Origin of the sequence: Nocardia uniformis NBRC 13702 (genome assembly GCF_001613345.1) — a bacterium.
Classification (GTDB): Bacteria; Actinomycetota; Actinomycetes; order Mycobacteriales; family Mycobacteriaceae; genus Nocardia; species Nocardia uniformis.
Window position 1 is genome coordinate 98,723 of the sequence record NZ_BDCE01000056.1, and the last position, 12,061, is coordinate 110,783.

General features: G+C 63.1%; 9 protein-coding genes and 3 pseudogenes. 7 read left to right on the forward strand and 5 right to left on the reverse strand.

The genetic code is table 11. The features are described from left to right. Positions 1-92: 92 nt before the first annotated feature. From NU1_RS19605 to NU1_RS19625, 5 genes are all read left to right on the forward strand, one after another. A complete protein-coding gene (locus NU1_RS19605) occupies positions 93-743 on the forward strand; it encodes a DUF3159 domain-containing protein (RefSeq protein WP_067523241.1) in 651 nt (216 codons plus the stop codon). A gap of 72 nt (positions 744-815) precedes the next feature. Next, positions 816-2,714, forward strand: coding sequence for an alkyl/aryl-sulfatase (locus tag NU1_RS19610; RefSeq protein ID WP_067523242.1), 1,899 nt, complete (start codon positions 816-818; stop codon positions 2,712-2,714). 104 nt (positions 2,715-2,818) lie between these two features. After that, positions 2,819-3,538, forward strand: coding sequence for a tyrosine-type recombinase/integrase (locus tag NU1_RS19615; protein ID WP_084521604.1), 720 nt, complete (start codon positions 2,819-2,821; stop codon positions 3,536-3,538). Between the two features lie 432 nt (positions 3,539-3,970). Beyond that, positions 3,971-4,297, forward strand: a complete 327-nt coding sequence (locus NU1_RS19620) for a hypothetical protein (RefSeq protein WP_157552570.1) — start codon at positions 3,971-3,973, stop codon at positions 4,295-4,297. 32 nt (positions 4,298-4,329) lie between these two features. Then, positions 4,330-5,385 carry a tyrosine-type recombinase/integrase gene (locus NU1_RS19625; RefSeq protein ID WP_067523336.1) on the forward strand — a complete coding sequence of 352 codons (1,056 nt, stop codon included), beginning with the start codon at positions 4,330-4,332 and terminating at the stop codon, positions 5,383-5,385. A gap of 503 nt (positions 5,386-5,888) precedes the next feature. Here NU1_RS19625 and NU1_RS44290 read toward each other — a convergent pair. After that, positions 5,889-6,194, reverse strand: a complete 306-nt coding sequence (locus NU1_RS44290; protein ID WP_371859813.1) for an IS3 family transposase — start codon at positions 6,192-6,194, stop codon at positions 5,889-5,891. On the opposite strand from NU1_RS44290, the pseudogene NU1_RS40465 reads away from it, so the two are divergent. Further along, positions 6,176-7,578, forward strand: a pseudogene (locus NU1_RS40465) (IS30 family transposase). The gene NU1_RS44290 and the pseudogene NU1_RS40465 overlap by 19 nt on opposite strands. 35 nt (positions 7,579-7,613) lie before the next feature. After that, positions 7,614-8,078, forward strand: a pseudogene (locus NU1_RS19640) (IS3 family transposase); the annotation flags it as partial. Between the two features lie 100 nt (positions 8,079-8,178). Here the strand turns inward: NU1_RS19640 and NU1_RS44295 are convergent. The 4 genes and pseudogenes from NU1_RS44295 to NU1_RS19660 all read right to left on the reverse strand — a co-directional run. Beyond that, positions 8,179-8,349 (reverse strand): annotated as a pseudogene (locus NU1_RS44295) (reverse transcriptase domain-containing protein); the annotation flags it as partial. Positions 8,350-8,571: 222 nt separating this feature from the next. Next, positions 8,572-9,699: a GDSL-type esterase/lipase family protein gene (locus tag NU1_RS19650; RefSeq protein ID WP_245720206.1), complete on the reverse strand. Its 1,128-nt coding sequence runs from the start codon at positions 9,697-9,699 to the stop codon at positions 8,572-8,574. A 611-nt stretch (positions 9,700-10,310) separates the two neighbouring features. Continuing rightward, on the reverse strand, positions 10,311-11,132 hold the full coding sequence (locus NU1_RS19655) for a mycofactocin-coupled SDR family oxidoreductase (RefSeq protein WP_067523248.1): 822 nt from the start codon (positions 11,130-11,132) through the stop codon (positions 10,311-10,313). 77 nt (positions 11,133-11,209) lie between these two features. Further along, entirely contained in the window at positions 11,210-12,049 is an 840-nt protein-coding gene (locus tag NU1_RS19660) for an alpha/beta hydrolase (protein ID WP_371859815.1), read from the reverse strand. Positions 12,050-12,061 lie beyond the last annotated feature (12 nt).

The following is a 12,061-nucleotide window of genomic DNA, read 5'->3' on the forward strand; positions in this document are numbered from 1 at the left end:
TGTTCGCGATTCGAGCGCTTTTCGTGACAGCATGTCGATAGCTGATAGTTCGCTGATCGTTTCCTCTCGTACTGAACAACAGGTGGTGGACGATGGAGTCTGTCGAACAACCGCGCTCGGCCGCGACCGAGATGTGGGGCAAGTTCACCGCCCTCGGCGGCCCGCAGCACATTCTGGACGGGGCCGCGCCCGCGATCGGGTTCTTGACCGGGTACGGGGTGTGGAACGCCAAGATCGGTGTGCTGATCGCGTTGGCGGTCGCGCTCGGGATCGGCGGCTACCGGCTGGCGCGCGGGGACTCGGTGAAGGTCGTGGCCATATCGGTGGCCTTGGTGGTGGTGTTCTCGCTGTTCGTCGGCTTCACCGGAGAAGGCCGCGCTTTCTATCTCCCCGACCTGCTGATCTGCGCGGTGTGCACGGTCGCGTTCGGGCTCACGCTGCTGCTGCCGCGACGCCCGCTCTCGCACTGGATCAGCCGCCGCATCGGCTTGGAACCAGCCGACGCCACCGATCCCGCCGCACGACTGCGGTTGCATCGGCGCGTCACGCTGGCGTGGTTCGTGTTCTGGGCGGTGCACCTGGCGGTGATGGTGCCGCTGTACGCGGCGAACAAGGTGGTACTGCTCGGCTCGGTGGCACTGGTGCTGGGCAAACCCGCCCTGGTGGTGATGCTCGCCGTGACCTGGCTGTGGATCCGTCGATCCCTGCGCCACAGCACCCCGGCCGCCGCGTCCGCGCCCTGACCGACCTCCTCTCGATCCGACCAACCGACGCAGGGCCCGGGACTGGCCCGGCCCGGAGCAGGAAGGCCCACGATGACCTCGACCGACCCCAGCGATTTCATCAACCAGCAGCATCAGCGCGCGCTGGCGGAGATGCCCTTCGCCGACACCACCGACCAGGCCGACTGCGATCGCGGATTCATCGCCGCCCTCGAGCCAGGAGTGGTGAAGACCGCCGACGGGAAAGTGGTGTGGGACGCGGACTCGTGGGGATTCCTCGATGGCTCCTGCCCCGCTTCGGTGCATCCCAGTTTGTGGCGGCAGTCGGGGTTGAATGTGCGCCAAGGTCTCTACGAAGTCACTGCGGGGATCTACCAGATCCGTGGTCTCGACCTGTCACAGATGACCCTCGTCGAGGGAAAGACCGGCGTGATCGTCATCGATCCGCTGGTCTCGGCCGAGACGGCGGCCGCGGGCCTGAAGCTGTACCGCGAACACCGCGGCGACAAACAGGTGACCGGCCTGATCTACACGCACTCGCATATCGATCACTTCGGCGGTGCGCTCGGCGTCACCACTAACGAGGACGTCGACGCGGGCAAGCTACCGGTCATCGCCCCGGCCGGGTTTCTCGAGCACGCGGTCGCCGAGAACGTCTACGCCGGCACCGCCATGACGCGCCGCGCCGCCTACATGTACGGCGCGGTGCTGCCGCGCGGACCCAAGGGAACCGTGGGATCCGGTCTGGGGCAGACCAATTCGCTCGGCACCTTCACGCTGATCGCGCCGACCCTCGACATCACCCACACCGGGCAGGAGGAGACCGTCGACGGGGTCCGGATCGTCTTCCAGATCACCCCGGGCACCGAAGCGCCTTCGGAGATGAACTTCTTCTTCCCCGACCACCGCGCCCTGTGCATGGCCGAGAACGCGACCCACACCCTGCACAACCTGCTCACCCTGCGCGGCGCGCTGGTGCGCGACCCGCACGTGTGGTCGCAGTACCTCACCGAATCGATCAACCTGTTCGCCCGCGACTCCGACGTCGTCTTCGCCTCGCATCACTGGCCGACCTGGGGCACCGACCGGCTAGTGGAATTCATGTCCCTGCAGCGGGATCTGTACGCCTATCTGCATGATCAGACGCTGCGGCGGCTCAATCAGGGCTATGTCGGCAGCGAGATAGCGGAAATGATCGAGCTGCCGCCGGCCATCGCGGCGGCCTGGCACACGCATGGGTATTACGGCAGCGTCAGTCACAATGTGAAGGCCATCTACCAGCGCTACATGGGCTGGTTCGACGGCAACCCGGCTCACCTGTGGGAGCATCCGCCGGTCGAAAGCGCCACGCGGCATGTGGAATTCATGGGTGGCGCGGACGAGGTGCTGCGCAAGGCGCGCGTCGCCTACGACGCCGGTGACTACCGTTGGGTGGCGCAGGTGGTGAACTACGTGATCTTCGCCGACCCCACCAACGAGGCCGCGAAAACCCTGCAGGCCAGCACCTTCGAGCAGCTGGGCTACGGCGCCGAGAACGCACCCTGGCGCAACTTCTACCTCATGGGCGCCTACGAACTACGCAACGGCAATGTCGGCACGCCGACCGCGGCCACCTCGCCGACCATGCTGGCGGCGCTGACGGTGGAGCAGGTCTTCGACGCTATCTCTCTGCGCCTGGACGGACCCAAGGCGTGGCACGAAACCGCCGTCAGCGATTGGCATTTCACCGACGAGAAACGCGTCCGCCGCCTCGAACTACGCAACGGCGTGCTGGTGCATTACGACCGACCCGACAGCGCGAACCTCCCGGCGGCCGAGGTCACCTTCACCCTCACCCGCGCCACCCTCATCGGCGTCCTGCTCGGCGGCCAGGACCTGCCCACCGCGCTGAAATCAAGGGCCATCACCATCGACGGCGACGCCCAGAGCTTCGTCCGTCTCACCACACTCTTCGACGAACCCGACCCGAACTTCGCCATCGTCACCCCATAGCCCGAAACCACCCCCGCGCCAATGTCGTTCCCGCCTGCCGATGGTTCCGGTGCGTTGCGGTTGTTCGATCAAATTCCCGTAGTGGGCGTGGTGCCGCAGCCAATATGGTGTCCGCGCTCCGGTGCATTTACCGGCACGCTGAAGCCGACCAGTTGATCCGTCCGTCGAACAATCCGGCCACGAAGGTAGCCAAGCCCCGGCGTCTTCCCAGCACCCGGCATGCACTCACCTTCGAACAGATAAAGGAGATCGGCCGCGTCGCTTCTACAACGGGAAACGATCGAGAACTGGATGCGCTGATTATTCGGCTCCATATCGAAACCGCTTGCCGCACAGGTGGTGCGCTCGCACTCAATATCGACGACCTCAACGTCGAGGACTGCCTGGTCAGGCTCCGCGAAAAGGGCGAGACCGAGCGCTGGCAGCCGGTGTCCCCCCTATTGATGAGCAGGCTGGTCGACCACGTCAACACACGTGGTGGGGCGCAAGCGACCAAACAGGTTCTCCGGTACCGCAATGGCAGGCCGGTCGGCCGCCGTCGCTACGACTATCTGGTCAAGCGGATCCGCGAGCAGCTCCCGTGGGCCGCCAGGCTGCAGATCAGCGCGCACTGGCTCAGGCACACCACACTCACGTTCGTCGAGCGGGAGTTCGGTTACGCCGTCGCCCGCGCGTACGCGGGACACAGCGAGCCCACCAACATCGACGGTGCCACCTACACCTACGTTCGCGCCTCGCTGCCCGAGGTAGCCGAGGCGCTGACCGCGGTATCGGGTCAACCCCATCCGCTGGCTCGGGAACCTCGCCACCTGCCGAGCCCGTAGCGCATCCGCTCCCCTGATGTGACTGCACCAAATCCGCATGTGACTGCACCTGGAGCGCTCTTCCATGTGACTGCAGTAACGCGCTAATGTGACGGCATGAACCCCCAACAGGGGCGAATTCACCCAGATCGTGTGACTGAAGTAACGGACGGTCACGAATCCGATTCGCATTTGCCAAACCAGCGGATTACAACCCCTGCATTGACACCTGAGGAAGGGCCTGTCCAACGCACTTATCGTGCAACTCCGCTAGCTCCCGGGCCAGCTACGAATATATCTCAACTCCGACCGATTGCACCGGTTCTGCCCAGCTCGGCTGACATCGAGCAACCAGGATCGATGGCTGCCTTCAGTTCCCGGCGACGAAGGCCACTGCCAGTCGCGGAGATCCGTGTTTCTCTGCGGCATCCGGAGCGCACGATGATCCACGGCGTGAGCCCGGTCGACAGAACCGGGCGCATCGCCGCCAAACCGATCCTCAGCGCCCTCGAATGGAAGCCGGGCACTCTGCTCGCGTTTCAGGTGCGAGACGGAATCATCACCGTCGATCGATGTGACGCCGACGGCAGACGAATCTATCTGGACGGCCATCTCCGAATCCCGGCCGAAATCCTCCGGGCCGCCGACTGCCGAGCAGGCAACCGCCTGCTGCTGACCGCACACATACTCGAGAAGTCGCTGACAATATGTCCTCAGCACTTGCTCGACATCATGGTCGCTCACCAGCTCAGCAACCGTGGCACAGGCGGTGCCCCGTGACCGTTCAATCGACCGGCAATATCGAAGCGGCGATGCTCCTGATCGACCGTCTCGGGGTCAGCATCGACGATCTCCGCAGTGCCGCAATCGAAAAACCCCACGTCCCGACCTTCGGCGAATACATTCCGGTCGTCTACAACGCGATGCCGGCGACCGCTACCCGCGACACATACATGTCCTACTGGACCAAGTTGTGGCCGGACAAACGGCTCGACGAGCCCACGGTGACCGAGCTGAAAACCCTCATCGAAGAAGCACGTCAGAACCGACGAATCTGCCGCAGCGACCGCGGCGGCCAGTACGCCGTCGAGCACTTCGTCAACGCGCTGCGCTGCCTCTACCGATTCGCCATAGACGACCGATACATCACCAAAGAGGAGGATCCTTCGGCACGGCTCGAACCACCCAAACCCTTGCCCTCCAACCGACGGGCATTGCCGGGTGAATTGCTCGCGGCAGTGAATCACGCAGCAGCCGAGGGCGGTAACGATCCCGCACTCGACACATTGCTACTGCGTCTGCACACCGAAACCGCATGCCGCCTCGGAGGCGCATTGGCTCTTCGACCCGAGGACCTCGATCCGACCCAGTCATTGATCCTGCTCCGGGAGAAGGGCCAGAAGGAACGATGGCAACCGGTGACACCCACGTTGATGACCGCGTTGCAAAACCAATACGCGGAGCGGATTGCCTATTTCGACCCGGGCCGAACGACGGCGATCAATGGCCGTCCACTCACCATTGACGCCAGGCAGCGGTTGTTGCGCTACCGCAACGGCCTGCCGATGAGCAAACGCCGATACCAAATCCTTTGGGAAAGAATCGGCGGCGCCGTACCAGCAGTCGCGACCCATGGGATCAGCACCCATTGGCTGCGCCACACCACCCTGCGATGGGTCGAGCGCAATTTCGGGCATTCTGTCGCCAAAGCTTATGCAGGGCACGCAAATCAACACAGCCGCGGAGCGACAACCATTTACACCCGTGCCGGAATCGAGGAGGTGGCAGAAGCGCTCGCCGCTATGACCGGTGAACCACATCCCTTGGCATCCGATCCCGGATTGTCCTGGCACCAAGCCGACCGGTAGCCCGACACCGCGAGGACGGCTGCAGTCCCATTCTCGTCTCGTGCTCTCAGGCGGTACGCAATGAGAAATCCCCTCCGCTAGGTCGGAGGGGATTTTCAGACGGCGGACTGACGGGATTTGAACCTGCGACCACCTGGCACGCGTTCCAGTTGAACAGACCCCACTCATCAGTGTCCAATAGTGCTCAGTACCAGGCTTTTTCGAGAAACGACTATTCTCAACGATTCGCATGAATTCGCATTGATTCCGGTCAAAAGTGTGGGGTTTCTGTGGGGGCGCTTCCCACCGTTACCGCAGGCGACTTCCCGAGGAGACCGACGCCGGAACCCCGCCACAGAATCTCACCGTCGAGTTCTGCCATTCGGTTTCCATGGCGATTGGTTTCGGCGAGCTCGTCCGGATCGGCGATCTCACGCCGCGGTCCGATCGCCGCCCCGGCTCGGGCGCGGTCCTCATGGAGGATAAACAGTGGCCGCATCGCTGCCACGATCTGTGCCCGCTCATCACCGGGACGCCGACCCCGCACCCCGCATCAACCGCTCGACTCGCTTGCGGCCGACGGAGAACCCGCGCCGGGCCAGCATCGCGTGAACCCGCGGTACTTGGATTCCAGCAGTCGTCGCAACACCTCTCGGAAGGTGCGGCCATGGCTGGCAGGAAGTACACGCAGCAGCAAAAGGATGAGTTCTTCCGGGTACTCGACCGGGGAGGAACGGTCCGCGCCGCAGCGAAAGCGGTGGGCATTCCTGAAAACGCCGGCTACAACTGGCTGCGCCACACCGGGCTGACCATGCAGCGGGCAACGCCACGCGTCTACTCCGCGGAGCTGAAGGCGGAATTTCTTCGCCTGGTGCGGGAACGGCAGATCATTTCCACTGTTGCTCGTGAGTTGGGAATTGCTCGGCCGACTGCGTATGCGTGGGCTCGCAAGGCGGGAATCTCTACCAGCGAGGCACGCAAGGTCAACCCGCGCCGGGAGGAATTCTTGCGACTGCGTGCTGCCGGGCTCACACGCGCACAGGCTCGGAAGCAGGTCGGTGCCGATGCCCGATCGGCCACCGACTGGGACAAGGGCATCACGATCATCAACCGGGGGCGGGTCTATCCGGACGGTCGTGTGGTGCGCTACCCCGAGCGCAACAATGGCGGCGTGCCGGAACGAAGATCACGCGCGATCGGTGGAAGTGTCGATCTCAAGGTTGTTGAGAAGATCATCCATCGGCGATACCTCAGCCTGGTAGAGCGTGAGCAACTTCAGGACCTGCGGCGGTCAGGTTGTCGATCCGCAAGATCGCCTCCGAGCTGGGCCGTTCGCCATCGACGATCAGTCGGGAGTTGAACCGCAACACCGTCTCCTCGCGCGGATACATGCCTCATACCGCGCACCGGCTGTCGTGAAACGCCGAGCCCGACCGCGGCCACCGAAACTGGTCGCGAACACCGCACTCCGCCACTACGTGCAGGCGAAACTGAACAAGAAGTGGTCACCACAGCAGATCAGCCACCGACTGATCAAGGACTTCCCGACCAGTTCGGAGATGCGAGTGAGCACCGAAACGATCTACGTCCACGCTCGCGGAGAGCTCAAACGTGCACTCGGAAAAACAACTTCGGCGCGGTCGCCTCGCTCGCAAACCCCGCAAGCAGCCCGACGTCCGTCGCCCGAGGTTCGTCGATCCGATGAACTCTATCGGCCAACGGCCTGCCGTCGTCGAGTCCAGGACAGTGCCTGGCCACTGGGAAGGCGACCTCATCATCGGCGCCCTGGGCGGATCAGTGATCGCGACTCTGGTCGAGCGGTCCACACGCTTTGTCCTGCTCGGTCGCCTCGGCCGCGAACGCAATGCCGAAACCGTCCGGGACTCGCTGATCGCCGCCGTCGCCAACCTGCCGGCGTCGCTGAGAGGAACACTGACCTGGGACCAGGGCGCGGAGATGGCCGAGCACCGCGCGTTCAGCACCGCGACGAACTTCGAGGTCTACTTCGCAGACCCAGGATCGCCCTGCCAGCGCGGCACCAACGAAAACACGAACGGACTTCTCCGGCAATACTTTCCACGCGGCACCGACCTGGCAGGACACGGCATCGACGACCTCCGAGCGGTCGCCCAGGAACTCAACGAGCGACCCCGCAAGTCGCTGGACTGGGACACACCCGCCGAGCGTCTTACTGCTTTACTGGAAGCCTCGTAACCACGCGTGTTGCAACGACTGCTGGAATCCAAGCGCGAGAAGGGTGGGTCTACTGCGCTGCCGTTCTCGACGCGTTCAGCCGTCGGATCGTGGGTTGGTCGATCGATTCCAAGCAGGACGCGACCTTGGTCGTGAACGCCTTGGACATGGCCATCCGCAACCGGCGTCCCGACACGGGCGGAATCGTGCATGCCGACCACGGGACCCAGTTCACCTCATGGGTTTTCGGGGAGAAAATCCGTTCCGCGGGGCTGCTGCCTTCGTTCGGCACCGTCGGAGATGGGCTCGATAACGCGATGATGGAAAGCTTCTGGGGCTCCATGCAGATCGAGCTGCTCAACCGCAAGAAGTGGAAGACCCGGATCGGGCTCGCGAACGCGATCTTCGACTACATCGAGATCTTCCACAACCGCCAACGCCGCCACTCCGCGCTCGGGTATTCCACGCCGATCGAGTACGAACTATCGTTCGACAACGACACCATCCGCGCAGTCAGTTAGCCACCGCGACTGGAACCTAACCGGTGGGGCAGGTCAGTTGTCACCAGATCGTGCAGCACTCCCCTCTGAAGTCCGTGACGGCGAAGGGCTCGAACCCCTGAGCGCGTCTTCGCGGCCGGAACCCACACGAACTGGGCTGAAAATCGGCCTCGAAGATCGGCTCCAATACCAACTTCAACGCGGCCTGAACAACGCGGTCCGCTGCCGTTGGTATCCCCAGCCGACGCTTCCTCAACGGATTACCCGGTTTCGGGATCAACTTCTCCCGCACCCGATCTCAGATACAGCAATCGTGCTGCGACACAATCACTTCGGAGTCATTGCACCTCCAACATCGATAACAGCGCCTCGTGGCGCACAACCGGGAACGGTCCACTGTACCGCGCGGTGAACGGGCACCTGCGGTACTAGCATCCAGGGCCGTCAGGGCCTGCGAACGCCAATGCTCGCGCAGCCTCAGAGGCGCATGTGCCAGTGCGCGCCCGCGGGCACGTCAGCAAGCGGGGGAACGACTGCCCTCTAGCATGGATAGTTGGATCGTTTCCGCCATTGCCCGATAGCCGGCTGGGTTGGGGTGTAGGCGGTCCGGACTGGCATAGACCTCTTGCAGGACTGCGGGATTGGCAGGGTCACGCAGGGCTGCGTCGAAGTCGACGATGCCGTCGGCGAGGGTTTGGTTACGTATCCAGGTGTTGATCTGCTGACGGTCGGTCTCGCTGCGCGGAGCCAACGTGACGCCGTTGACAACGGCGTCGGACGCTGGGAGCAGTGTGCCGATCCAGATCTTCTTGCCGTGCCGGCGTGCTGTGGTGATGAGTTCCTGATATCCCGCGATCATTGAGGCCGCGTCAGCTTGTGGCGGCAGGCCGAGGTCGTTGATTCCTTCTTGGACAAGGACTCCGCTGACTCCGGCTTGTTCGAGTGCATCTCGCGCGAACCGAGAAAGGCCACTGGGGCCGAGAAGTAGTGGTTCGCCGCTGGTCAAGAGTCGATTGCTGCCGATCCCGGCGTTGACAACCGAAAGGGGGATGCGCGCGGCGTCGAGTCGTCGTTGCAGCAAGTCCGGATAGCGCCCGTTGGTGTCGGCCACCGCGCGGTCGGCGGGGACAGCGACGGCGGTGGTACCGACGAAGCCGTCGGTGATGGAGTCGCCGAACGCGACTATGGCTCGGGTCTGCGCGGGTGCGAGCACATCCAGGGCATTGACATAGAACCAGGAGTTGGTCGTGGAGGTGAACCGCGCGGGGTCGGATTGTCCTGTCAGGTCGCCACTACCGGCGGGGGAATAGTAGGAGGTGGCGTTGGAATTCCAGTGTTTGGTCGGCGGACCGACCGGGTCGGCTACGTGGATACTGACCGCCAGCGGACCGAACGAGGCGACCGTGAACGGCACTGGGTCGCTGAGCACATCGGCTCCGGCAGCGAGCGTGGCCGAAGACTTGCCGTCGAACAGAACCGGTGCGATATTCGCAGCAGCCGCTCCTGACACCTGATCACCAACGCTGACCGTGTCGAAGGTGACAGGTGTGAGCCCGAATCGGTTCGTCAGACGGACACGTAGCTGGGTGCCGCCCAGATGTGGGGTGATGACCATACGAAAGGTTTGATTGTTCACAGTCATCGGGACAGCCCCACCGGAGGCATCCAACGGCGTGATCGAATCGGTGGGGCTGGCCGCCCAGGACGCTACGAAATGCTCTCCACCGCAACCGAATTCTGGGGCTTGCGTGAGGGCAGGTTGTACTGCTCCGAGTACCATGGTGCCTGCTGTAGCGACGACGAAGGGCACGCGCCAAGCCGAAGAGATCGATTGCCCAGTGGTGTGGGTTGTCACGTCGGAGAATTTCATCATCGAACTCCTGCTTCGCGTCGTGTGATTCGCCGGGCTGCTACGCACGACATAGCATCGGTCGTGTCTACATTGACCATTGCGGCGGGCCGCTCCCCCATCGGGGGCGTGCCTGTCGATCTCATCGGAAAGTCTGAGGTGGCCATCCGCGGACGGGTCTTAGATGGTATGCCGAATCGTGCGAGCGAATTTCTCACGATTGCTTGTCTCCCTGTATTCACGGGTCAGATGAGGGTGCCGACATTCCACTGCCAGACCGAGGACTTCACCGGCCCTGCGGCTGACGAGTGTATCTGCCGGTACCGCGACAGAAACGCGACGATCACACCTCTTCGAGCCAACCGCCTACGCTCCTCAAACCCTCCAATGACTCGGTCAGGCACCTATCGTGCGCTGAACCCTGCGTCGACCGGCAGCGCGACACCGGTTAGGAATCGGGCCTCGTCGCTGACAAGCCACGCCACGGCGTTGACAATGTCTGCCGATTCCAGAGCCGGAACCGGCAGAAGATTCTGCATTCCCTTTGCGACGTCCGGATTTTTGGCCAAGAACGTCTGCATGTGCTCGTTGACGATCATCGGTGTCAGAACGCCCGTCGGATGCACACTGTTGACCCGGATGGAATGGGGTGCGAGCCAGTGCGTGAAGGAGCGCATCAAACCGACCACACCGTGTTTCGACGATGCGTAGCCGCTGCTCGCGCCGCTTCCGGTGCCACCGACGCCGCTGAGGCCCTGCGTGGAGCTGATCAGGACAATCGATCCACCTCTGCCCTGTTCGATCATGGCGGGTGCCGCCGCCTGCACGGTGTTCCAGGTGCCGAACAGGTTCACCTCCACCACATCGCGGAAGGTCTGGGCGATGTCGGGCTCCGGTGAGCCCTGCGGTGCGATACCGGCGTTCGCTATCACGATGTCGATCGAACCGAACGCCGATAATCCCTCCTGGGTAACGGATTGCAGTGCCTGGAAGTCGCGGACATCGGCCTGTCGGTGGACGATACGTCGGCCTCGGGACTGGACCTCGTCGACTGTCTGTTCGAGATCCTCCGGTGTCGACATCGGATAAGCCACGGTGTCGATCTGTTCGCAGAGATCGACCGCGATGATGTCGGCGCCGCTCTCGGCCAGGCGGATGGCGTGGTCGCGACCCATTCCTCTGGCTGCGCCGGTGATGAACGCAACTTTCCCGTCAAATTTTCCCATTGTTCACTTTCTCGATTCGGTGCATGGACGACGGGTAGGAATTTCTGTCGATCGGACCGCTCGAAATATCGATTGGCTCACAACGACTTCAGCACCCGGATCCGGTCCGTCATGACTCGGGTACCGATCGCGGTCTGCACTCCGAGCCAGTCGTAGCCGTGCGGAGCACCGGGGTACAGATGAAACTCACATGACACGCCGGCTGTCGCCAACTGTTGGGCATACCTGAGTGATTCATCCCGGAAGATGTCGAGCTCTCCGACCTCGATATAAGCCGGCGCCAGGTTCGAGAAGTCGACCAGTCTCGCAGCTGCGGCCAGGGGAGACACCGTCGCCCCGCCGATCGTATCGCCGAGCAAAGCATGCCAGGCCGTGTAGTTGTTGTCGTATGACCACAATGCGGTCGGTGCCAGAATCGGATCTGGTTCTGTGTTGCGATCGTCGAGCATCGGGTACACGAGTATCTGCTTGGCCACCTCGATACCGTTGTCCCGGGCAAGAATTGCGGTCGACGCCGCGATACCGCCGCCCCCACTGTCCCCCATCAATGCGATCCGCGACCTGTCGACACCGAGGTTGTCGGCCTCCTTGTACAACAACTGCAGGGCCGCAAAAGAATCTGTGGCCGGAGTGGAGTCATGGACCTCGGGCGCCAGCCGGTAGTCGACCGACAGCATCGGGACGCCGGTGAGCTGGACGTAGTGCTGAACGAGCGGTTCATACAGTTCGACGGAGCCGCAGATCATTCCGCCACCATGGACGTATACCACCGCCGAGCCGGGAGCGGAATCAGCGCGGGCATACCACCTCGACGGTATCGTGGTGCCGTCGTCGGCCGTTGCGGTAAAGGTGGTCGTCGAGACATCCGGGGTGGGCGGCAGGGCGCCGAGAACACCGACGAGTGTTTGATTGGTCAGCTCACGGAGACC

Excerpts from the sequence above, each read along its gene's own strand:
- NU1_RS19615 (WP_084521604.1), top strand. The coding sequence starts at position 2,819 with ATGGTGTCCGCGCTCCGGTGCATTTACCGGCACGCTGAAGCCGACCAG.
- NU1_RS19610 (WP_067523242.1), top strand. The coding sequence starts at position 816 with ATGACCTCGACCGACCCCAGCGATTTCATCAACCAGCAGCATCAGCGC.
- NU1_RS19655 (WP_067523248.1), bottom strand. The coding sequence starts at position 11,132 with ATGGGAAAATTTGACGGGAAAGTTGCGTTCATCACCGGCGCAGCCAGA.
- NU1_RS19650 (WP_245720206.1), bottom strand. The coding sequence starts at position 9,699 with ATGACTGTGAACAATCAAACCTTTCGTATGGTCATCACCCCACATCTG.
- NU1_RS19605 (WP_067523241.1), top strand. The coding sequence starts at position 93 with ATGGAGTCTGTCGAACAACCGCGCTCGGCCGCGACCGAGATGTGGGGC.
- NU1_RS19625 (WP_067523336.1), top strand. The coding sequence starts at position 4,330 with ATGCTCCTGATCGACCGTCTCGGGGTCAGCATCGACGATCTCCGCAGT.